Raw genomic sequence first — 22,637 nt, 5'->3', positions numbered from 1 at the left:
GGCGGGGGCACGCTCGCGCCTCACCGGTTTGCAGGGTTCAGCTCAGCTCACCGCACAGATCCAGCTCAACCAGCCGGCGGACGTCTTCCACGGCCAGCCCGGCGCCGATCAACGCTTGCAGCTTGCCGAACGCCGCCTCGCGGGTCATGCCGCCGCCGGACAGCACGCCGACACCGCGCAGACGACTGCCGGCCTCGTACACGTCCAGCTCCACGCCACCTTCATGGCATTGCGTCACCGCCACGACCACCACGCCGTTGTCCCGCGCCCGCTGGAGGCTGGCGAGGAAGGCCGGATTGTCGCTTGGGCCGGTGCCGCTGCCGTAGCATTCCAATACCAAACCCTGGATGCCACTGCCGAGCAGGCCGTCGAGGATCTCGGCACTGATACCGGGAAACAGCGGCAGCGCCGCTACGTTGGCCAATTGCTTCGGCTGGCGATAATCCAGCTGCGCTGGCAAGGACGAGGCTTTCACGCCACCGCCCTGGCGCTCCAGGCGCTTGAACGGATGACGACCGAAGCTGCGCACCTTGGCGCAACGGGTCGGCGCCAGCAATTCGCCATGGAAGTACAAATGCACGCCCGGCGCCAGGCCTTGGCCGAGGGCAACCAGCGCGCCGCTGAGGTTTTCCCAGGCGTCGCTGTCGGTCACGCCGGCCGGCAGCATGGAGCCGGTGAAACAGACGCGGGCGTGCAGGCCCAGCAACTGGAAGCTCATCGCTGCGGCGCTGTAGGCCAGGGTATCGGTGCCGTGCAGGATCAGCACGCTGTCGCAGCCTTGGACGTCCACCGCGTCAACCACTGCTTCGCGCAGTTGTTGCCAGTAAGCCGGGGTCATGTTGGCGCTGTCGATCAGCGGCGACATTTCCCTGAAACGCCATTGTGGGACGACGAGTTCGGGTTGGCTGTGCAGGTAGTCGCGCATCCGCGCTTCGAAACCGGAAGCCGGGGCCAGGCCGTGGGCACTGGCCTGCATGCCAATGGTGCCGCCGGTGTAGAGCACCATGACGTGCTGCGCGGCAGGGTAAGAGGCGGATTTCATTGATGGGTCTCCTGGACGAATGCACCTTGCGCCCAGCATGCCTGCGTGCGCAAGGTGTGTCACGTCGAGTGGCAGGACGCCACTCGTTGCGGTCTGTCGCGGCGGGTGGCGGGGAGCCACCCGCCAGGGCGATCAGCGTTGCGTGGCAGGCGTGCCCTGGGCTGCGCCTTGCTCGCGTGGAGCCGATTGGCTTGGGCTGGTCGGCCAGGCCTTCGGGTCCAGGTCCAGGTCGGTGAATTTGCTGGAGTCGAACACTGGCTGCTTGACGCCGGCGCGGCGCTGCTCGTCGTAGTCGCGCATCACGCGCAGGCCGACCTTGAACAACATGGCCAGGGCCATCAAGTTAACGAAGGCCAGGCAGGTCATGGTGATGTCGGCGAAGGCGAACACGGTCGAAAGGTCCTGCATCGAACCCCATACCACCAGCGCCAGCACCAGGCCGCGGAAAATCATCAGCACGGCGCGGTTGCGGCTGAGGAACTGCAGGCTGTTCTCGCCCAGGTAGTAGTTATAGAGGATGCAGGTGAAGACGAACAGCGACAGCGCGACGCTGACGAACACGCGACCCCAGTCACCGACCACGGCGGCCAGCGAGTTCTGGGTCAGGACGATGCCGTCACCTTCGAAGCCCGGGGTGTAGAAGCCCGACAGCAGGATCAGCAGCGCGGTGCAGGTGCAGATCACGAAGGTGTCGAGGAACACACTGAAGGCTTGGACCACGCCCTGGGCGCCCGGGTGTTTCACGGCGGCCACGGCGGCGACGTTCGGCGCACTGCCCAGGCCTGCTTCGTTGGCGAACACGCCACGCTTCACGCCCATCACGATGGCGCTGCCGAGCAGGCCGCCGAAGGCTGGGTCGAGGCCGAAGGCGCTCTTGAAGATGGTTTCCAGCATGGCTGGCACGTATTCGATCTGGGTGCCGATCACGTACAGGGTCACGCCGATATAGGCCAGGGTCTTGACCGGTACCAGCAGGTCGGACACCGCGGCGATGCGTTTGATGCCGCCGATGAAGGTGATGGCCAGCAGCACCGCCAGGACGATACCGGTGTGGCTTGGGTCGAAGGCAAAGGCGTTCTGCAGCGAGTGGGTCACGGTGTAGGACTGCAGGCCGATGAAGGCGAAGCCGTAGGTGACCAGCAGCAGGATGGAGAACACCACCGCCATGCCTTTCAGCTTCAGGCCGTGCTGGATGTAGTAGGCCGGGCCCCCACGGTACAGGCCGTCGCCGTCGGCGCGCTTGTAGACCTGGGCCAGGGTGCATTCGAAGAAGCTGCTGGACATGCCCACCAGTGCGGTGACCCACATCCAGAACACGGCGCCCGGGCCGCCGAGGGTTACGGCGATACCGACACCGGCGATGTTACCGGCGCCGACGCGGCCGGCGAGGCTCAGCATCAGGGCCTGGAACGAGCTCAGCTGGCCAGCCTGGCCGTGAAGGGACTCTTTGAAGACACTGAACATGTGGCCGAAATGGCGGAACTGGACGAAGCGCGAGCGGATCGTGAAGTAGCCACCGAGTCCCACAATAAGCAGGATCAGCACTTTCCCTGAAAGGAAGTCGTTGATGACTTCGAGCATGGATTATTCCTCGCTGTTTTTTGTTTAAGCAAATACTGGCCGCTGGAAACATCGTGTTACGACGGCCGACAGGCGGCCAGGCAGGTCAAGCGATGTTTCGTCCCGGTCCATTTCGCGGGTTGTTATTAGTTCGGGTTCGCATGTTTTAAGGGGCGCTTGTTTACGACCTCGCATGCGAGAGGGGCGGCACTATACCTATCAGTGCGGTGCCCGTCTGCACAGTTGTGGTGCGTCCGACGAAACAGCCTCTTTAGTTGCCTGGCCTTTCGGTCAGGTTCTTGTGGGGCGAGTCGGCCCATGATGGCTGACGGCGCGGGTTACAACGGCAGCGCGGCGTCGTTTATCACGAGTGGTCTCGGTCCTACAGGTTCGGTCATCCTTTCGCTATCAATTAAAAAAAGGGCTTGGGGAAAATCCCCAAGCCCTCAAAAGGTGAGAGGTGTCTAGTCCCTCGACCTGGTGAGCAATGGTCGCGTCGATCACGCTTTGAGCGGAACCAGACGCGGGGCAATCATGTTTTCGGGGCGCAGGATGTCGTCGAGCATCGCCTCGTCGAGCAGGCCTTCCTCGCGCACCAGTTCCAGCACGCCGCGGCCGCTTTCCAGCGCGACGCGGGCAATACGGGTGGCGTTCTCATAGCCGATATAGGGGTTCAGGGCGGTGACCAGGCCGATCGAGTGCTCGACCAGCTCACGGCAGCGCGCTTCGTTGGCGGTGATGCCCACGATGCAGTGTTCGCGCAACATGTCCATAGCCCGTTGCAGCAGGCGGATCGAGTCGAAGATCTTGAAGGCGATCAGCGGTTCCATCACGTTCAGTTGCAGTTGGCCACCTTCGGCCGCCATGGTCAGGGCCAGGTCGTTGCCGATAATCTGGAACGCCACTTGGTTGACCGCTTCCGGGATCACCGGGTTGACCTTGCCGGGCATGATAGAGCTGCCTGGCTGGCGGGCCGGCAGGTTGATTTCATTGATGCCGGTACGCGGTCCGCTGGACAACAGACGCAGGTCGTTGCAGATCTTCGACAGCTTGACCGCGGTACGCTTGAGCATGCCGGAGAACAGCACGAAGGCGCCCATGTCGGAGGTGGCTTCGATCAGGTCGGCGGCCGGAACCAGCGGCTGGCCGCTGATGGTCGCCAGGCGCTGTACGGCCAGGGCCTGATAGCGTGGGTCGGCGTTGATGCCGGTGCCGATGGCGGTGCCGCCCAGGTTCACTTCGGTGAGCAGTTCGGGCGCCAGGGTTTTCAGGCGCGCCAGGTCTTCGCCCAGAGTCGTGGCGAAGGCACGGAATTCCTGGCCGAGGGTCATCGGCACGGCGTCTTGCAGCTGGGTGCGGCCCATTTTCAGGACGTGGCTGAATTCTTCGCCTTTGGCGGCGAATGCCTGGATCAGGCTTTCGAGGCTGGCCAGCAACGCATCGTGGCCCAACAGCAGACCCAGACGGATCGCGGTCGGGTAGGCGTCGTTGGTGGACTGCGCCATGTTCACATCGTTGTTGGGGTGCAGGTACTGGTACTCGCCCTTCTGGTGGCCCATGGCCTCCAGCGCGATGTTGGCGATCACCTCGTTGGCGTTCATGTTGGTCGACGTGCCAGCGCCGCCCTGGATCATGTCCACCACGAATTCTTCGTGGAAATCACCGCGGATCAATCGTGCACAGGCTTCGCTGATGGCTGCGTGCTTGGCTTCGCTGAGTTGGCCCAGCTCGCGGTTGGCGTCAGCGGCGGCTTGCTTGACCATGGCCAGACCGACCACCAGTTTCGGGTAATGCGAAATCGGAACGCCCGAGAGACGGAAGTTGTTCACCGCTCGCAGGGTCTGGATGCCGTAGTACGCTTGCGCTGGTACTTCGAGTACGCCAAGCAGGTCTTTTTCTGTGCGGAAAGATGCAGCGGAGGACATGACGGAAATCATCTCGATAAGGACCCGGTCTGAGCCGGAACGCTGGGGATGCTAGGCCTTCGAGAAAATTAGGGCCAATGCTGTTAAACACTGCCCTATGCATATTCGGCATAATGCCGGTGTGACGTCGCGTGGGCGGCGAACGTGTGACCTGTTTTGGTGCGTGGGTCGGGAGGAGTGATGAATCTTGAAAGCAAATGGCTCGAGGACTTCAGTGCCCTGGCCGCTACCCGCAGTTTCTCCCAGGCGGCTGAGCGTCGCTTCGTGACGCAACCGGCCTTCAGCCGACGCATCCGCAGCCTCGAGGCGGCGCTGGGGCTGACGCTGGTCAATCGCTCTCGCACACCGGTCGAGCTGACGGCGGCGGGGCAGTTATTCCTGGTGACCGCGCGCACGGTGGTGGAGCAACTGGGCGAGGTGCTGCGTCATTTGCATCACCTGGAAGGCGGGCAAGGCGAGGTGATCCAGGTGGCGGCCGCTCACTCCCTGGCGCTGGGCTTCTTTCCACGCTGGATCGCGCAACTGCGCAACGAAGGCATGAACATCGCCACGCGGCTGGTGGCCACCAACGTGGGCGATGCCGTGCATGCCTTGCGCGAAGGGGGCTGCGACCTGATGCTGGCGTTCTACGACCCGGATTCGGCCATGCAGATGGACCCGGAGATCTTTCCGTCGCTGCACCTGGGCCAGACCGAAATGCTGCCGGTGTGTGCCGCTGGCGCCGACGGCAAGCCGATGTTCGATCTCGAAGGCGAGGCCAGCGTGCCGTTGCTGGCCTACAGCGCCGGGGCATTCCTCGGTCGCTCGGTGAACCAGTTGCTGCGCCAGCGTGCGCTGCGTTTCACCACCGTCTATGAGACAGCCATGGCCGACAGCCTCAAGAGCATGGCGCTGGAAGGCCTGGGCATCGCCTGGGTACCGCAATTGAGCGTGCGCGCCGAGCTCGCCCGGGGCGAACTGGTGATCTGTGGCGGTGCGCAATGGCACGTCCCCCTGGAGATCCGCCTGTACCGCTGCGCCCTGGTGCGCAAGGCCAATGTACGGTTGTTGTGGCGCAAGCTCGAGGGCGGGGTAGCGCAGGGCGTCGCCCATTCTTGATAACGACACATAACCCCTGTGGGAGCGAGCTTGCTCGCGATAGCGGTGGGTCAGCCTGCATCGATGTTGCAGGGTTGCCCTGCAACATAGAATCTCCCACATAGGGAATTTTGCGGTGTGCTTTCGCTGACCCGCCGGTCAATAAAACTGCTGTTTAACTGCAAATGACAGATGGTCGCGACGGGGGCTGTTTATCTGCTTCATTGCGGTATACTGCGCGGCCTTCGGCCGGTCCAGATCGGCCATTATTCGTACAACAAGCCACGCCGGTTTCCCGCGTGGCTTGTTGTTTTTTGACGCGCCCGCGGGCGCCCAGAGAGAAGAGGCACGACGATGAGTGCACTGGTTGGCGTGATCATGGGCTCCAAGTCCGATTGGTCCACCCTTAGCCACACCGCCGATATGCTGGAAAAGCTCGGCATCCCCTATGAGGTGAAAGTGGTCTCTGCCCACCGCACCCCGGACCTGCTGTTCCAGTACGCCGAAGAAGCCGAGGCCCGTGGCATCGAGGTGATTATCGCCGGTGCCGGTGGCGCGGCTCATCTGCCGGGCATGTGTGCGGCCAAGACCCACCTGCCGGTGCTGGGCGTACCGGTGCAGTCGTCGATGCTCTCGGGTGTCGACTCGTTGTTGTCCATCGTACAGATGCCGGCCGGCATCCCGGTCGCGACCCTGGCCATCGGCAAGGCTGGCGCGATCAACGCGGCCCTGCTGTCGGCGAGCATCCTGGGCGCCAAGCACCCGCAATTCCATACCGTGTTGAAGAAATTCCGCGCTGAGCAGACAGACAGCGTCCTGGACAATCCAGACCCGCGCATTGCCTGAGGTGGTTGACGAATGAAGATCGGTGTAATCGGTGGCGGCCAGTTGGGCCGCATGTTGGCCCTGGCGGGTACGCCCCTGGGGATGAACTTCGCTTTCCTGGACCCGGCGCCGGACGCCTGTGCCGCTGCATTGGGCGAGCACCTGCGGGCCGACTACGGCGACCAGGATCACCTGCGCCAACTGGCCGATGAAGTCGATCTGGTGACCTTCGAATTCGAAAGCGTCCCGGCCGAAACCGTTGCTTTCCTGTCCCAGTTCGTTCCGGTCTACCCGAGCGCCGAAGCCTTGCGAATCGCCCGGGATCGCTGGTTCGAAAAGAACATGTTCAAGGACCTGGGCATCCCGACCCCGGCCTTCGCCGACATCCAGTCCCAGGCCGACCTGGAAGCCGCCGTTGCGTCCATTGGCCTGCCGGCCGTGCTCAAGACCCGTACCCTGGGTTATGACGGCAAGGGCCAGAAAGTCCTGCGCAACCCCGAGGACGTGGCCGGCACGTTCGCCGAGCTGGGCAGCGTGGGCTGCCTGCTGGAAGGCTTCGTGCCGTTCACCGGTGAAGTCTCGCTGATCGCCGTGCGTGCCCGCGACGGTGAAATCCGTTTCTACCCGCTGGTGCACAACACCCACAAGGACGGCATTCTCAAGCTGTCTGTCGCCAGCACCGACCACCCGCTCCAGGCCCTGGCCGAGGATTACTCCAGCCGGGTGCTCAAGCAGCTGGATTACGTGGGCGTGATGGCATTCGAGTTCTTTGAAGTGGACGGCGGCCTCAAGGCCAACGAAATCGCTCCTCGGGTGCATAACTCCGGCCACTGGACCACCGAAGGCGCCGAGTGCAGCCAGTTCGAAAACCACCTGCGGGCGGTAGCCGGGCTGCCGCTGGGCTCGACCGCCAAGGTCGGTGAAAGCGCCATGCTCAACTTCATCGGCAAGGTGCCGGACACCGAGAAGGTCCTGGCCATCGCCGATTGCCATTTGCATCACTATGGCAAGGCCTTCAAGGCCGGGCGCAAGGTCGGCCACGCCAACTTGCGCTGCGCTGATCGGGCCACGCTGGCCCAGCAGATTATCAAGGTTGAGACGCTGATCGCCGAGCAATAATCCGAAACATTATTGGAACCATTCGTCGGCTGGATTCTCTCATGGCAAGGTGCCAAAGCCTGACTAGGCTTTGGCATAGCTCCTACTCAAAAGAGGAAATGCCATGGGAATCATCGGAACCATCTTTATCGGCTTGATCGTTGGCCTACTGGCGCGCTTCCTGAAACCGGGTGATGACAGCATGGGCTGGATCATGACCATCCTGCTCGGTATTGGCGGTTCGTTGGCAGCCACATATGGCGGCCAGGCCTTGGGCATCTATCAGGCGGGTGAAGCCGCCGGCTTCATCGGTGCCCTGGTGGGCGCGATCGTATTGCTGGTGATCTACGGCCTGATCAAAAGAAACTGACTCAGAATGCTGATGGCTCTCTCTGCGAGGCGCGCAGAGAGAGCTAGAATGCCCGGCGTTTCACTGACCATTTCCATTGCCGAGCCTTTTCATGCGCCGTCTAGTGTTAACCCTTCTTCTATTGGGCAGCGGCCTTGCCCATGCCGCCGAACTGCCGGAAACCGACTGGCTCGAACTGATGCCCAAGTCGGACCAGAAAGCCCTCGAGGCGATGCCCGAAATCGACCACAACTCCCCTGAAGCCAATGGCACCTTCACCCAGAAAGGCGGCCTGAAGCAGAGCAAAGGCTTGCCTGCGGTGATGTATTCGACCAAGACCGTGGCGTCGATGAACGACAAACACATTCGCATCGGCGGTTATCCGGTGCCGTTGGAAACCGATGCCAAGGGCCATAGCACGCTGTTCTTCCTGGTGCCTTACCCCGGTGCCTGCATCCATGTCCCGCCACCGCCACCCAACCAGTTGGTGCTGGTGCGTTATCCCAAGGGGCTGAAGCTGGACGACATCTACACGCCGTTGTGGGTGACCGGCATGCTGAAGATCGAAAAGGTCGACAACGACCTGGCGAGCGCGGCGTATGCGCTGGATGCGGAGAAGGTGAGGGTGGTGCAGGAGGCGGATTTGTAGCGGCCCGCTTGGCCGGACATAAATCCCCTGTGGGAGCGGGCTTGCTCGCGAAGGCGGCGTGTCAGTCTACATTCTTTCAACTGAGCCACCGCCTTCGCGAGCAAGCCCGCTCCCACAGGTTTTTTGTAGTGTCGGTTAGAGCGGCTTGCTACCGATACTCACGCCCAAGGTATGACTGGCTTGCGGTAGCAGCGTCACCACGTCATCCATCACATTCGCCGTCTCGATGCACAGCATGCGTTGCCAGCCGTCGTCGGCCATGTCGCTGAAGGCCTTGGCCCGTTCGGTCCAGGGGTTCCAGATGACGGCCGAACGTGAGCCGCTGCTGGTCAGTTCGATCCGTCGCGACCAATGCGGGTCGACGATGCTCAGTGTCGGTGGAGTGCCGAGGTAGATGCGGTCGGTCTCGCCGGTAAAGTGCAGGTCGCCGGCCTGGATGACGGTTTTCCAGTCGTCCAGGGTTTCGATATAGCTCAAGCCGTCTACGCCTTCGACGTGTACGTTGCGCACGTCGCTGACCGCGAAATAGCTGTGCAGCGCCTGGCTGAGGCTGACGGTTTCGCTGCCACGGTTATGGCTGGTGAGGCTGATATGCAGTTGCTCGTCCATCACGATGGTCAGCGTCAGGTCCACCTGATGAGGCCAGCCGGCCAGGCCGTTTACGGGGTAGGGCAGCACGAATTCCACCTTCAGGCGTTCGCCCTCGGCTTCGATGCCCTGCAATTGCCAATCCATCGCGCGCACCAGGCCGTGGGCCGTGGCCGGTTCGTTACTCACGCGCATGGCCTGGACGCTGTCGGGGTTGCGGGTCAGGTTGCCGAACCAGGGCCAGCACACCGGCACGCCGGCGCGGATGCTCTTGCCGGCTTTGAAGGTCGCCTGGTCATTGAGCCAGATCAGCGGAGGCTGGCCGTCCACTTGATAGCTGAGGATATGCGCGCCTTGTTGGGCCACCAGCAACTCGGCCTGGCCATGGCGAATGCGCCATCCATTGAGTTCATCCAGTTTGACGGCTTCGACATTGGGCGTAGGCATGCTGCAAATCTCGCTCGGGAACAAGGAACTGCAATGGACCGCAAAACGGCCGCCATGTTTAACGTGCGCGGGGTGGAACCGAACGGGTGCGGCCACTGCCATCGATGGCGACGAACACGAACACCGCTTCGGTCACCTTGCGCCACTCGCTGGACAGCGGATCGTCGCTCCAGACCTCGACCATCATCTGGATCGAGCTGCGGCCGATTTCCAGCGTCTGGGTGTAGAAGGACAGCTGTGCACCCACCGCCACCGGCACCAGGAACGCCATGCGATCGATCGCCACGGTCGCCACGCGCCCGCCGGCCACTCGACTGGCCATGGCCGTGCCGGCCAGGTCCATCTGGGACACCAGCCAGCCGCCGAAAATATCGCCGAAACCGTTAGTGTCGCGAGGAAGGGCGGTGATTTGCAGCGCCAGGTCGCCTTGCGGGATTGGATCTTCTTGTTCGAGCTCTATCATGCCGGGGGTGCCTCTGACCCGTAACTCTGTCGTGTACTTCAGGTGAATAGCCGTCTTTGTAAAAAACGATTCAGCCCGAACCTGCGTTCGTCACGTTTTTCGTAAAGGCGTGCCAAAGGGATACTCTGCGAAACCGGCTGGTTCTTCATGACGCCCCCAACGACGTTTTCGCACAGCAACCCCTTACAGAGTGTCGCAAGCCTGGGAGTATATCGGGCGATAGGCGTCGAGACGACCACCCGGTTCCGATTTCGACTATCAATAATGCACCTCTATGTGCTTTTTCGAACAATTTGCTATCGTGCCGAACCGCTCCAACCCGTATTGACGGGTTGCAGAACCGACTATAAGAGAAGCCCCCGCCATGACCACTGCGCCTTCGAGCACGGCAACCCCCGCGCAACCCGCCCGTCCGCTGACACGCAACGACTACAAGACCCTCTCGCTTTCCGCCCTGGGCGGTGCGCTGGAGTTCTACGATTTCATCATTTTCGTGTTTTTTGCCACCGTGGTCGGCAAATTGTTCTTTCCCGCCGAAATGCCCGAGTGGCTGCGCCTGATGCAAACGTTCGGCATTTTCGCCGCCGGTTACCTGGCGAGGCCGCTGGGCGGAATCATCATGGCGCACTTCGGCGACCTGCTGGGGCGCAAGAAGATGTTCACGCTGAGCATCTTCATGATGGCCGTGCCCACCCTGATCATGGGCCTGTTGCCCACTTATGCGCAGATCGGCATGTGGGCGCCGATCCTGCTGCTGTTGATGCGGGTGATCCAGGGGGCTGCCATCGGCGGTGAAGTGCCGGGTGCCTGGGTATTCGTTTCCGAACACGTTCCGGCACGCCATATCGGCTATGCCTGCGGTACCCTCACTTCCGGCCTGACGGCGGGGATCCTGCTGGGGTCGCTGGTGGCCACCGCCATCAACAGCCTTTATACGCCCGTGGAAGTGGCGGAGTACGCTTGGCGCATTCCGTTCCTGTTGGGCGGCGTGTTCGGCCTCTTCTCGGTGTACCTGCGCCAGTGGCTGCACGAAACCCCGGTGTTCGCCGAACTGCAACTGCGCAAGGCCCTGGCTGAAGAAGTGCCGTTGCGCGCCGTGCTGCGCGATCACCGGGGGGCCATCATTATTTCAATGCTGCTGACCTGGTTGTTGTCCGCCGCCATCGTGGTGTTGATCCTGATGACCCCCACCGTTCTGCAGACGGTTTATCACTTCGCACCGACCACGGCGTTGCAATCCAACAGCGTGGCGATTGTGCTGCTGAGCGTAGGCTGCATCCTGGCCGGCGCCCTGGCGGATCGTTTCGGTGCGGGCCGCGTCTTCGTGTTCGGTAGCGCCGCGCTGCTGGCCAGCTCCTGGACCTTCTACCACAGTCTGGCCGACCATCCCGACTGGCTCTTCCCCCTGTATGCCCTGACCGGTCTGCTGGTGGGTACCATCGGCGCGGTTCCGTATGTCATGGTCAAGGCCTTCCCGCCGGTCGTGCGATTCAGCGGCCTGTCGTTCTCCTACAACGTCGCCTACGCGATCTTTGGCGGCCTGACGCCGATGATTGTCAGCCTGCTGCTCAAGGAAAGCTCGATGGGGCCGGCGTATTACGTGGCGGCGCTGTGCGGGATGGGGATAGTGGTGGGCGCTTATCTCTGGAAGAAGGGGCGCTAGAGCCGGGTCTTCATCGGCTTCACCGGCCTCATCGCGAGCAGGCTCGCTCCCACACTGGTTCTGTGCGCACCGCCAAACCCTGTGGGAGCGCGCCTGCTCGCGATTGGGGGGCACCGCGAATCAGCCTGCAAAACTCAATACTGGCCTTTCATCCAATTGTCATATTTCAGCCATAGAGTGTTCACACGGCTTGCTGATACTTGGCCGACTTAACACACCCTATCTGCTAGGAGTAAGGCATGAAACTGAAGCGTTTGATGGCGGCAATGACGTTTGTCGCTGCTGGCGTTGCGACTGCCAACGCGGTTGCCGCTGTTGACCCTGCGATCCCGAGCTACACCAAGACCACTGGTGTGTCGGGCAACCTCTCCAGCGTCGGCTCCGATACCCTGGCCAACCTGATGACCTTGTGGGCCGAGAACTACAAGAAAGAATACCCGAACGTAAACATCCAGATCCAAGCCGCCGGTTCCTCCACCGCGCCGCCCGCACTCACCGAAGGCACCGCCAACCTGGGCCCGATGAGCCGCAAGATGAAGGACAACGAACTGCAGGCCTTCGAGCAGAAATACGGCTACAAGCCTACCGCTATTCCGGTGGCCGTGGACGCCCTGGCGGTATTCGTGCACAAGGACAACCCGATCAAGCATCTGACCATGGCTCAGGTCGATGCCATCTTCTCGTCCACCCGCCTGTGCGGTGCCAAGGCTGACGTCAAGACCTGGGGCGACCTGGGTGTGACCGGTGACCTGGCCAACAAGCCGGTCCAGTTGTTCGGTCGTAACTCGGTATCCGGCACCTATGGCTACTTCAAGGAAGAAGCCCTGTGCAAAGGCGACTACAAGCCAAACGTCAACGAACAACCTGGTTCGGCTTCGGTTGTGCAATCGATCAGCAGCTCGCTTAACGGCATCGGCTATTCGGGCATTGGCTACAAGACCGCCAGCGTGAAAACCGTTGCCCTGGCCAAGAAAGAAGGTGGCGAGTTCATCGAGGACACCGAAGAAAACGCCCTGAACGGCAAATACCCGCTGTCGCGTTTCCTCTACGTCTACGTCAACAAGGCACCGAACAAGCCTCTGGCTCCGCTGGAAGCCGAGTTCGTGAAGCTGATCCTGTCCAAGCAAGGCCAGGAAGTCGTGGTCAAGGACGGCTACATCCCGGTACCTGCCAAGGTTGCCGCCAAGGCACTGGCTGACCTGGGTCTGTCGGAAGGCGGCAACGTCGCCAAGAAGTAATCTCTGAGTCCGGGCCAGTGCCCGGATTGCTGTGGGGGCAGGGTTGGCCCCCACAGTCCAAATTCCTCTCCGCTGCCGGTACCCACGGGCGGCGGATTTGTTGCGTCACTGCATTGTCATCTTTCTGTCATACAGGATCGCTAGGGTGTGCGCATGAATGATCTGGCCAATTCCACCATGACTACGACTTCCCCTCCCAAGCGCATTGATTTCAATACGCCTGAGCTTCAACGCAAGCGCCATCTCCGTGCGCTCAAGGATCGCCTGACCCGCTGGTACGTTTTGGTCGGTGGTCTGGCCGTTCTGGCGGCCATTACGTTGATTTTCTTCTTCCTTGGCTACGTGGTGATGCCCCTGTTCCAGGGCGCGGAGCTGACTTCCAAGGATTCGATCACTCCGGCCTGGATGCAAGACGCCGGCAAGCCGTTGATGATCTCCATCGAAGAGCAGAACCAGGTCGCCATGCGGGTATCCGACAAGGGCCAGGCACTGTTCTACAACATCGACGGCGGTGCGGAACTGCGCCGTGTCGACCTGCCGCTTCCGGCCGGTGCCAGCGTGACGTCCATTGGTGAAGACCAGCCCGGCAGCCCGCTAGTGGCGATCGGCCTGTCCAATGGCCAGGCCCTGGTGTTCCGTCATACCTATAAGGTCAGCTACCCGGACGGCAAGAAAACCATCACCCCGGCCGTTGAGTACCCCTATGGCGAAACGCCGATCGCGTTGAATGAGCAGGGTGCGCCCCTGGAGCATATCAGCCTCAACGCCACCGATTCGACGCTGCTGATCGCCGGTTCCAGCGGCGCACAGCTGCATGTGTTGTCGGTCACCAGTGAAGAAAACATGATGACCGGTGAAGTCACCAGCGAGCAGACCCGCATCGAGCTGCCGCAGATGACCGAACCGGTGAAAAACATCTTCGTCGACCCGCGCCAGCAGTGGCTGTACGTGGTCAACGGCCGGGCCCAGGCCGACGTGTTCAGCCTACGGGACAAGAGTCTCAACGGTCGTTACAAACTGCTGGAAAACGCCGATGCCCAGATCACCGCCGCCACCCAATTGGTGGGCGGGATCTCGCTGATCATGGGTGACTCCAAGGGTGGGCTGTCCCAGTGGTTCATGGCCCGCGATGCGGATGGCGAGCAGCGCCTGAAGCAGATCCGCTCCTTCCAGATGGGCAACACACCCATCGTCGAAATCACTGCCGAGGAACGCCGCAAGGGCTTCGTCGCTCTCGACGCGGCTGGCAAGCTCGGTGTGTTCCACAGCACTGCCCACCGCACCTTGCTGGTGGATCAGGTGGTGGACGGACAAGGCGTGTTCGGCATGTCACCACGGGCCAACCGGCTGATCGTGGAGCAGGGCGGCAAGCTGCAACCGTTGACGCTGGACAACCCGCACCCGGAAGTGTCCTGGAGCGCGCTGTGGAGCAAGGTCTGGTACGAGAACTACGACGAGCCCAAGTACGTCTGGCAATCGACCGCCGCCAACACCGACTTCGAGCCCAAGCTGAGCCTTTCGCCGCTGACCTTCGGTACGCTCAAGGCCGCGTTCTACGCAATGCTGCTGGCCGCGCCGCTGGCCGTTGCCGCCGCGATCTACACCGCTTACTTCATGGCTCCGGGTATGCGTCGCAAGGTCAAACCGGTGATCGAGTTGATGGAAGCGATGCCAACGGTGATTCTCGGCTTCTTCGCCGGCCTGTTCCTGGCGCCGTACGTCGAAGGGCATCTGCCGGGTATCTTCAGTCTGTTGATGTTGCTGCCCATCGGCATCCTGGTGGCCGGCTTCACCTTCAGCCGCCTGCCCGAGTCGATTCGCCTGAAAGTGCCGGACGGCTGGGAAAGCGCGCTGCTGATCCCGGTGATCATCTTCGTGGGCTGGCTCTCGCTGTACATGAGTCCGTACATGGAAGCCTGGTTCTTCGGCGGCGACATGCGCATGTGGATCTCCCATGACCTGGGCATCACCTACGACCAGCGCAACGCCCTCGTGGTCGGCCTGGCGATGGGCTTTGCAGTCATCCCGAACATCTACTCCATCGCCGAAGACGCCGTGTTCAGTGTCCCCCGTGGCCTGACCCTGGGCTCCCTGGCCCTGGGTGCCACCCCGTGGCAGACCATGACCCGCGTGGTGATCCTCACCGCCAGCCCGGGCATTTTCTCGGCGCTGATGATCGGCATGGGCCGTGCGGTGGGCGAGACCATGATCGTGCTGATGGCCACCGGCAACACGCCGGTCATGGAAATGAACCTGTTCGAAGGCCTGCGCACCCTGGCGGCCAACGTGGCGGTGGAGATGCCGGAATCGGAAGTCGGCGGCAGCCATTACCGCGTGCTGTTCCTGTCGGCGCTGGTGCTGCTGTTGTTCACCTTCATCATGAACACCCTCGCCGAGCTGATCCGTCAGCGTCTGCGCAAGAAATATTCGTCGCTTTAAGAAAGGTAGAAGTCTGTGAAACAGCACTCCCTGAAAGGATGGTTCAAGAGCGGCGCCCCCGGCGTCTGGATCAGCGGTGGCGCGGTGTCCATCGCAGTCATCATGACCATTGGCCTGCTGGCAGTGATTGCCGTGCGCGGCCTGGGTCATTTCTGGCCGGCGGACCTTATCCACGCCAACTACAACGTTCCGGGCATGCCCGCGCACCTGGTGGTCGGCGAAGTGGTGCAGAAAGAAGAAGTGCCCCGCGAGCGCCTGAAAAGCGCTGGCTTGCCGGTGCCTGATGAGGGCCCCGAGTTCATGACCCGTGAGCTGATCAAGGTTGGCAACCGGGACCTGAACGGCACTGACTTCACCTGGATCGTCGGCGACTGGCTGACCAACCAGACCACACCACCGGAGCTGATGGCGCTTGAGCGCCGTGAATGGGGTAACTTCTATGGTTACCTGGTCAACGTCAAGGAACAAGGCAAGGTCGTGGCCGAAGGCGAGGCCGCCTGGCCGCAGTTGCAGGCGCGCATTGCGCGGGTCAATCAGCTCGCCGCCGAGCTCAAGACCCTGGAAAAAAGCGACATCGGCGCGATCAACGCCGGTTTGGAGCGCATCCGTCTGCATGGTCGCAAACTGGAACTGGACGGCAAGCTCGACGCCGCCGCCCAGGCCGACCTCGCCAGTGAACGCGCCGAGCTCGACGCGCGGTACAAGGAAATCGAAACGCGCCTGGCCGACCTGCACGCGCAGTTCAACCGCGACAGCCTGACTGCCCGCGATGCCAACGGCAAGGAAGTGGAGATCGAAATCGGCAAGGTGGTGCATGCTTTCCAGCCGAACGCCATGGGTACCTTTACCAAGCTGGGTTTCTATTTCAGCAAGGTCTGGGAATTCCTCAGCGACGACCCGCGTGAAGCCAACACCGAAGGCGGGATCTTCCCGGCGATCTTCGGTACGGTGATGATGACCCTGATCATGGCGATGATCGTGACCCCGTTCGGCGTGCTGGCGGCGGTTTACCTGCGCGAATACGCCCGCCAGGGCCCGATGACCCGCCTGATCCGCATCGCGGTGAACAACTTGGCCGGCGTACCGGCCATTGTCTACGGCGTGTTCGGCCTGGGCTTCTTCGTCTATGTGCTGGGGGGCTCGGTCGACCGTCTGTTCTTCCCGGAAGCCCTGCCGGCGCCGACCTTCGGCACCCCAGGCCTGCTCTGGGCGTCTCTGACCCTGGCGCTGCTGGCGGTGCCGGTGGTGATCGTCGCCACCGAAGAAGGCTTGGCGCGGATCCCGCGGACCGTGCGCGAAGGCTCCCTGGCCCTCGGTGCGACCAAGGCCGAGACCCTGTGGAAGATCGTGCTGCCGATGGCGAGCCCGGCGATGATGACCGGCATGATCCTCGCCGTCGCCCGCGCCGCCGGTGAAGTGGCGCCGCTGATGCTGGTGGGCGTGGTGAAACTGGCGCCGTCGCTGCCACTGGATGGCAACTACCCCTACATTCACCTGGATCAGAAGATCATGCACCTGGGCTTCCACATCTATGACGTGGGCTTCCAAAGCCCGAACGTCGAAGCGGCGCGGCCACTGGTCTACGCCACAGCCCTGCTGTTGGTGCTGGTGATTGCCATATTGAACCTCTCGGCGGTGTGGATCCGTAACCACCTGCGGGAAAAATACAAAGCACTCGATAGCTGATTTCACTGATTTTCTGTGGGAGCGAGCCTGCTCGCGATGGCATCACCTCGGTGCACAGCCAAACCGAGTCGCCTGGATCGCGAGCAGGCTCGCTCCCACACAACCGAACCGAATTTGTTAGCACAGGGAGCCTCCCATGCAACACGAAGCACATACACACGGTATCAACATGTCGGCCCTGGGCCGCGACAAGCAGAGCCTGAACCTGGCAGACGAAACCGTTGCCATCGAAGTACCCGGCCTGAATCTGTTCTATGGTCAAAAGCAGGCGCTGTACGACGTCAGCCTGAACATCCCGAAACAACGCGTGACCGCGTTCATCGGCCCGTCGGGCTGCGGCAAGTCCACCTTGCTGCGCACCTTCAACCGCATGAACGACCTGGTGGACGGTTGCCGCGTCGAAGGCGAGATCAACCTCTACGGCAACAATATCTATCGCAAGGGTGAGGACGTGGCCGAGCTGCGCCGTCGCGTGGGCATGGTGTTCCAGAAGCCCAACCCGTTCCCGAAAACCATCTACGAGAACGTGGTCTACGGCTTGCGCATCCAGGGCATCAACAAGAAGCGCATTCTCGACGAGGCCGTGGAGTGGGCCCTCAAGGGCGCGGCATTGTGGGATGAGGTCAAGGATCGCCTGCATGACTCGGCCCTGGGCCTGTCCGGTGGTCAGCAGCAGCGCCTGGTGATCGCCCGTACCATCGCCGTGGAACCGGAAGTCCTGTTGCTCGACGAACCTTGCTCGGCCCTGGACCCGATCTCGACGCTGAAGGTCGAAGAGCTGATCTACGAGCTCAAGTCCAAGTTCACCATCGTCATCGTGACCCACAACATGCAGCAGGCGGCACGGGTTTCCGATTACACCGCGTTCATGTACATGGGCAAACTGGTGGAATTCGGCGACACCGATACGCTGTTCACCAATCCGGCCAAGAAGCAGACCGAAGACTACATCACCGGTCGTTATGGCTAGTCGAGGCCGCTGCAAGCCGCAGCCTCAAGCGGCAGATGCGATACAGAATCAACATTTAACTGCTTGAAGCTTGCAGCTTGAAGCTTGCAACTTTCGCGGAGCGAACAAGATGATTTCGAAGGAAGGCCTTACTCACCACATTTCCGCCCAGTTCAACGCCGAGCTGGAAGAAGTGCGTAGCCATCTGCTGGCCATGGGCGGGCTGGTGGAAAAGCAGGTCAACGACGCGGTGACAGCGCTGATCGAGGCCGATTCCGGTCTGGCCCAGCAGGTTCGCGAGATCGACGACCAGATCAATCAGATGGAGCGCAACATCGATGAAGAATGCTTGCGCATTCTGGCCCGTCGGCAACCAGCGGCTTCCGATCTGCGCCTGATCATCAGCATCTCCAAATCGGTGATCGATCTTGAGCGGATCGGCGACGAAGCCACCAAGATCGCTCGTCGTGCCATCCAATTGTGCGAAGAAGGCGAAGCGCCGCGCGGTTACGTCGAGGTTCGTCACATCGGTGACCAGGTGCGTAACATGGTACGTGATGCCCTGGACGCCTTCGCCCGCTTCGATGCCGACCTGGCCTTGTCGGTAGCGCAGTACGACAAGATCATCGACCGTGAATACAAGACAGCGCTTCGTGAGCTGGCGACCTACATGATGGAAGACCCGCGTTCGATCTCCCGGGTGCTCAGCATCATCTGGGTGCTGCGTTCCCTGGAGCGTATTGGCGATCATGCGCGCAACATCTCCGAACTTGTGATCTATCTCGTGCGTGGCACCGATGTGCGGCACATGGGGCTCAAACGAATGAAGGAAGAAGTTGAGGGCACCCCGTCCGAAACCGCTAATGTTCCGGGTGAATCTGACGATAAGTAAGATTGCCCAAGAAAAGCGCCCGGCCTTCTGGTCGGGCTTTTTTTTGCAGGCCTTTTTAATCGAAAGCAGCACCCCGCGAACGAAAAGTCCCGGCGTGACTGACGGTTTTTGGCAATATGCCATCAGTAAAAGCGGTATGCTTGCCGGGATTTTTTAGAGGTGTATCTGGATGAGTAAGGTCAGTGTGTTGGTCGTGGACGATGCTTCGTTCATTCGTGACCTGGTGAAGAAGTGCCTGCGCAACTACTTCCCGGGCGTGCGTATCGAAGACGCGGTGAACGGCAAGAAAGCCCAGGCACTGCTGGCTCGCGAGGCATTCGACCTGGTGCTGTGCGATTGGGAGATGCCGGAAATGTCCGGCCTGGAACTGCTGACCTGGTGCCGTCAGCAGGACAACCTCAAGGGCATGCCGTTCGTGATGGTCACCAGCCGTGGCGACAAGGAGAACGTGGTCCAGGCGATCCAGGCCGGCGTTTCCGGCTACGTCAGCAAGCCCTTCACCAACGAACAACTGCTGACCAAGGTCAAGCAGGCCCTGCACAAGGTCGGCAAGCTCGACACCCTGATGAACAGCGCCCCGACCAAGATGAATTCGGCGTTTGCCAATGACTCCCTCAGTGCTCTGACGGGTGGCAAGGCCGCTCCGGTGGCCGCCGCCGCGCCTGCACCAGCCGCCGCCAGACCAGCCGCCGCAGCCCCTACCGCTGCTGCGGCCGCTCCAGCCCCAGCGGCCGCCCCGGCCCGTGGCTTGCTCAACAGCCCGCCTGTCAAGGCGCCCGCCGCCTCCGCACCGGCCGGCAACCGTGGCCAGGGCCAGTTGCGCCTGTCCAGCGGCACCCAGCAATGCGTGATCAAGGCCCTGAGCCTCAAGGAAGCGCTGCTGGTGGTCAAACGCACCGACACCCTGCCGCAGGTGCTTGAAAGCTCCGTGCTGGACATGGAGCAGGGCGACAACGCCGAAACCGCACGCCTCAACGGCTACTTGCACGCCATCGTCGCCCACGAGCAGACGCCGGACAGTGAATGGCTGCAACTGACCTTCCGTTTCGTCGACAAAGACCCGCAGAAACTCGACTACATCTCCCGCCTGATCGCCCGCGGCACGGCGCAGAAGCACTTCGTACCGGGCGCTTGATTCAGCGGCGCTCTTGAATCCGTCTTCGCGAGCAAGCCCGCTCCCACATTCGATCTTCCAAACACTTGAGATCCTGTGTGAGAGCGGGCTTGCTCGCGAAGAGGCCAGCGAATTCAGCGCCAATACCTTGCCGATTTGAAACATCCGTCGAATACGCTGGTCCATCCCAGCTGCTAGTCTGCTGTGCAGGCCTTCATTTTTCGACAGAATCCTTACCTCATGCTCGTGCCCTTGTTGTTCGCCTGTGGTCTTGTCCTGGCCTCCACCTCGGCCGCGGGCATGACAATCTACAAGTCCACCGATGCCAATGGCGTCGTTTCCTATAGCGATCGTCCCAGCAAGGGGGCCCAGGTCTTCGTGTTCCGTGATCGCATGGTCGAGCACCTGGAGCGTCAGGTGTTTCTCGATATCAAGAAGCAGAAAGGCGCCGATGCGGTGTTCGTGCGCAACGATTTGTACGCGCCGGTGGAGATCGAGTTGAGTTTCACCGGGTTGAGCAATGTGAGCGGGGCGCCGAGCCGGCCGATTCGGCGGGTCCTGCCGGCGCGCAGCAACCTGCGCCTGGCGCTGCTCACGGCCTCGCAGCCCGGAAAGCCGCTGGTATACACCCCCAGGTTCGAGTATTCCCTGGGCGACCCCGCCGGTACGGCGCAAGCCTACCGCTATCCGCTACCGTGGCGTGGCGGGCCGTTTCGCCTGAGCCAGGGCGCCAACGGTCAGTACAGCCATTACGGCCCGAAAAGCCGCTACGCGATGGACATCGCCATGCCCGAAGGCACGCCGATCATCGCGGCGCGGGGCGGTGTGGTGATCAAGACGGAAAACCAGCAGACCGGCCGAGGCGACGACCCCTCGGGCAACTTCGTGCGGATACTGCATGACGACGGGACCATGGGCGTGTACCTGCACCTGCAGAAAGGCTCGGTGAGCGTACGGGAAGGCCAACGGGTGGTGGTGGGCACGCCGCTGGCGTTGTCGGGCAACACCGGCAACAGCACCGGCCCTCACCTGCACTTCGTGGTGCAGCGCAATACCGGGTTGGGGCTGGTGTCGATTCCCTACCAGTTCGACCAGCCGGTAGGGGAGTTGCCCAACTTTGCGGTGGGCAAGCAGTGACGGGGCGTTCGGGCGACGTCATCGCGAGCAGGCTCGCTCTCACAGTTGATCTTCCGTGGACATCAGATTCGTGTTCACCGCAGGCCCCTGTGGGAGCGAGCCTGCTCGCGATGGGACCGACGCCAATCCTGAGTCAACGACTCAATCGACCATCAACACCTTCGCCAGAATGATCTTCGGTCCTTTCATCTTTTTGATGATGATCCGCAGGCCTTCGACCTCCAGCACTTCTTCCTCTTCCGGCACCCGATTAAGGGTTTCGTAGACCAATCCCGCCAATGTTTCGGCCTCGATGTGGTCCAGGTCGATCCCCAACAGGCGCTCGACCTTGAACAGCGGCGTGTCCCCGCGTACCAGCAACTTGCCCGGCTGATAGGCCAGGATGCCGCGCTCGGCCTTGCGGTGCTCGTCCTGGATATCGCCCACCAGCACTTCCAGCACGTCTTCCATGGTCAGGTAGCCGATGATGTTACCGTCGGCCTCTTCCACCACGGCGAAGTGCGAACCACCCTTGCGGAACTGCTCCAGCAGTTGCGACAGCGGCATGTGCCGCGACACGCGCTCCAGGGGCCGGGTCAGCTCGGCCAGGTTGAACGACTCGGGAATGTGGTCCAGGGCCGCCAGTTCCAGCAACAGGTCCTTGATGTGCAGCAGGCCTACGAATTCCTGGCGCTCGCTGTCGTACACCGGGTAGCGGCTGAATTTGTGACGGCGGAACATCGCCAGGATTTCCTTGAGGGGCGCGTTGAATTCCAGCGTCACCAGGTCTTCCCGGGAATTGGCCCAATCCACCACTTCCAGCTCGCCCATTTCCACGGCCGAGGCCAGCACGCGCATGCCTTGGTCGCTCGGATCCTGGCCCCGGCTGGAGTGCAGGATCAGTTTCAATTCTTCACGGCTGTAATGGTGCTCGTGATGAGGGCCGGGCTCGCCCTGGCCGGCGATACGCAGGATGGCGTTGGCGCTGGCGTTGAGCAGGTAGATCGCCGGGTACATCAGCCAGTAGAACAGGTACAGCGGCACCGCCGTCCACAGCGACAACAGCTCGGGTTTGCGGATGGCCCAGGATTTGGGCGCCAGCTCACCGACCACGATGTGCAGGTAGGAAATGATGAAGAACGCGGTGAAGAACGAAACGGCCCTGATCACTTCCGGCGACTGGACGCCGACCGCGCCCAGCAGCGGTTCGAGAAGGTGGGCGAACGCGGGTTCACCCACCCAGCCCAGGCCCAGGGAGGCGAGGGTGATGCCCAATTGGCAAGCAGACAGGTAAGCGTCGAGCTGACTGTGAACCGTGCGCAGGATATGCCCGCGCCAGCCGTTCTGATCGGCGATGGCTTCGACCCGGGTCGAACGCAGCTTGACCATGGCGAACTCCGCCGCAACGAAAAAGCCGTTGAGCAGGACCAGGACAAAAGCAAAAAGGATCATGCCGAATTCGGCGAAGAGTGTGACGAGGGACAAGCCAGGGGAAGGGTCCATGATGGGGTTTTGCG

19 protein-coding genes are annotated in these 22,637 nt (G+C 61.8%); 13 read left to right on the top strand and 6 right to left on the bottom strand.

The genetic code is table 11. The features are described from left to right. Nucleotides 1-37: 37 nt before the first annotated feature. From LCU97_RS14795 to aspA, 3 genes are all read right to left on the bottom strand, one after another. The gene (locus tag LCU97_RS14795; protein ID WP_053148930.1) at nucleotides 38-1,042 is read right to left on the bottom strand and encodes an asparaginase; all 1,005 of its coding nucleotides are present in this window, start codon (nucleotides 1,040-1,042) and stop codon (nucleotides 38-40) included. Between the two features lie 132 nt (nucleotides 1,043-1,174). Further along, nucleotides 1,175-2,623: an alanine/glycine:cation symporter family protein gene (locus LCU97_RS14790; RefSeq protein WP_053148927.1), complete on the bottom strand. Its 1,449-nt coding sequence runs from the start codon at nucleotides 2,621-2,623 to the stop codon at nucleotides 1,175-1,177. A gap of 479 nt (nucleotides 2,624-3,102) precedes the next feature. Beyond that, complete coding sequence (gene aspA, locus LCU97_RS14785) at nucleotides 3,103-4,527, bottom strand: aspartate ammonia-lyase (protein WP_053148924.1); 1,425 nt, start codon at nucleotides 4,525-4,527, stop codon at nucleotides 3,103-3,105. A 180-nt stretch (nucleotides 4,528-4,707) separates the two neighbouring features. Here aspA and LCU97_RS14780 point away from each other — a divergent pair, with 180 nt between their 5' ends. The 5 genes from LCU97_RS14780 (at nucleotide 4,708) to LCU97_RS14760 (ending at nucleotide 8,525) form a co-directional block, all read left to right on the top strand. Continuing rightward, the gene (locus LCU97_RS14780; protein ID WP_053148921.1) at nucleotides 4,708-5,625 is read left to right on the top strand and encodes a LysR substrate-binding domain-containing protein; all 918 of its coding nucleotides are present in this window, start codon (nucleotides 4,708-4,710) and stop codon (nucleotides 5,623-5,625) included. Between the two features lie 333 nt (nucleotides 5,626-5,958). After that, entirely contained in the window at nucleotides 5,959-6,450 is a 492-nt protein-coding gene (purE, locus tag LCU97_RS14775) for a 5-(carboxyamino)imidazole ribonucleotide mutase (protein ID WP_003196369.1), read from the top strand. A gap of 12 nt (nucleotides 6,451-6,462) precedes the next feature. Continuing rightward, a complete protein-coding gene (locus tag LCU97_RS14770; protein ID WP_053148918.1) occupies nucleotides 6,463-7,548 on the top strand; it encodes a 5-(carboxyamino)imidazole ribonucleotide synthase in 1,086 nt (361 codons plus the stop codon). A 103-nt stretch (nucleotides 7,549-7,651) separates the two neighbouring features. Beyond that, a complete protein-coding gene (locus LCU97_RS14765) occupies nucleotides 7,652-7,897 on the top strand; it encodes a GlsB/YeaQ/YmgE family stress response membrane protein (RefSeq protein WP_053148915.1) in 246 nt (81 codons plus the stop codon). A gap of 91 nt (nucleotides 7,898-7,988) precedes the next feature. Beyond that, nucleotides 7,989-8,525, top strand: a complete 537-nt coding sequence (locus LCU97_RS14760; protein WP_053148912.1) for a DUF3299 domain-containing protein — start codon at nucleotides 7,989-7,991, stop codon at nucleotides 8,523-8,525. 135 nt (nucleotides 8,526-8,660) lie between these two features. On the opposite strand, the gene LCU97_RS14755 is transcribed toward LCU97_RS14760, so the two are convergent. Together LCU97_RS14755 and LCU97_RS14750 are read right to left on the bottom strand one after the other, a co-directional pair. Then, a complete protein-coding gene (locus tag LCU97_RS14755; protein ID WP_232776956.1) occupies nucleotides 8,661-9,560 on the bottom strand; it encodes a D-hexose-6-phosphate mutarotase in 900 nt (299 codons plus the stop codon). A 58-nt stretch (nucleotides 9,561-9,618) separates the two neighbouring features. Beyond that, complete coding sequence (locus LCU97_RS14750) at nucleotides 9,619-10,023, bottom strand: acyl-CoA thioesterase (protein WP_024777863.1); 405 nt, start codon at nucleotides 10,021-10,023, stop codon at nucleotides 9,619-9,621. Nucleotides 10,024-10,387: 364 nt separating this feature from the next. On the opposite strand from LCU97_RS14750, the gene LCU97_RS14745 reads away from it, so the two are divergent. The 8 genes from LCU97_RS14745 to LCU97_RS14710 all read left to right on the top strand — a co-directional run bounded on the left by LCU97_RS14745 (nucleotide 10,388) and on the right by LCU97_RS14710 (nucleotide 21,141). Beyond that, nucleotides 10,388-11,686 carry an MFS transporter gene (locus tag LCU97_RS14745; protein WP_053148907.1) on the top strand — a complete coding sequence of 433 codons (1,299 nt, stop codon included), beginning with the start codon at nucleotides 10,388-10,390 and terminating at the stop codon, nucleotides 11,684-11,686. 239 nt (nucleotides 11,687-11,925) lie between these two features. Continuing rightward, complete coding sequence (locus tag LCU97_RS14740) at nucleotides 11,926-12,924, top strand: phosphate ABC transporter substrate-binding protein PstS (protein ID WP_053148904.1); 999 nt, start codon at nucleotides 11,926-11,928, stop codon at nucleotides 12,922-12,924. 405 nt (nucleotides 12,925-13,329) lie between these two features. Beyond that, nucleotides 13,330-15,363 carry an ABC transporter permease subunit gene (locus tag LCU97_RS14735; RefSeq protein WP_232776984.1) on the top strand — a complete coding sequence of 678 codons (2,034 nt, stop codon included), beginning with the start codon at nucleotides 13,330-13,332 and terminating at the stop codon, nucleotides 15,361-15,363. Nucleotides 15,364-15,378: 15 nt separating this feature from the next. Then, entirely contained in the window at nucleotides 15,379-17,049 is a 1,671-nt protein-coding gene (gene pstA / locus LCU97_RS14730) for a phosphate ABC transporter permease PstA (protein ID WP_053148897.1), read from the top strand. A 136-nt stretch (nucleotides 17,050-17,185) separates the two neighbouring features. Beyond that, entirely contained in the window at nucleotides 17,186-18,019 is an 834-nt protein-coding gene (gene pstB, locus LCU97_RS14725) for a phosphate ABC transporter ATP-binding protein PstB (protein ID WP_053148894.1), read from the top strand. Nucleotides 18,020-18,128: 109 nt separating this feature from the next. After that, a complete protein-coding gene (gene phoU / locus LCU97_RS14720) occupies nucleotides 18,129-18,890 on the top strand; it encodes a phosphate signaling complex protein PhoU (RefSeq protein ID WP_053148890.1) in 762 nt (253 codons plus the stop codon). A 169-nt stretch (nucleotides 18,891-19,059) separates the two neighbouring features. Then, nucleotides 19,060-20,025 carry a response regulator gene (locus LCU97_RS14715; RefSeq protein WP_232776955.1) on the top strand — a complete coding sequence of 322 codons (966 nt, stop codon included), beginning with the start codon at nucleotides 19,060-19,062 and terminating at the stop codon, nucleotides 20,023-20,025. 219 nt (nucleotides 20,026-20,244) lie between these two features. Continuing rightward, nucleotides 20,245-21,141, top strand: a complete 897-nt coding sequence (locus LCU97_RS14710; protein WP_053148884.1) for a peptidoglycan DD-metalloendopeptidase family protein — start codon at nucleotides 20,245-20,247, stop codon at nucleotides 21,139-21,141. Nucleotides 21,142-21,282: 141 nt separating this feature from the next. Here LCU97_RS14710 and LCU97_RS14705 read toward each other — a convergent pair whose 3' ends face one another. Further along, nucleotides 21,283-22,623, bottom strand: coding sequence for a hemolysin family protein (locus LCU97_RS14705; RefSeq protein WP_232776953.1), 1,341 nt, complete (start codon nucleotides 22,621-22,623; stop codon nucleotides 21,283-21,285). Between the last annotated feature and the right edge of the window lie 14 nt (nucleotides 22,624-22,637).

The organism is Pseudomonas uvaldensis (genome assembly GCF_021271205.1).
In the GTDB taxonomy this organism is placed as follows: Bacteria; Pseudomonadota; Gammaproteobacteria; order Pseudomonadales; family Pseudomonadaceae; genus Aquipseudomonas; species Aquipseudomonas uvaldensis.
Note: the sequence above shows the minus strand (reverse complement) of the source record. Positions and strands in the feature narration are given on the sequence as shown.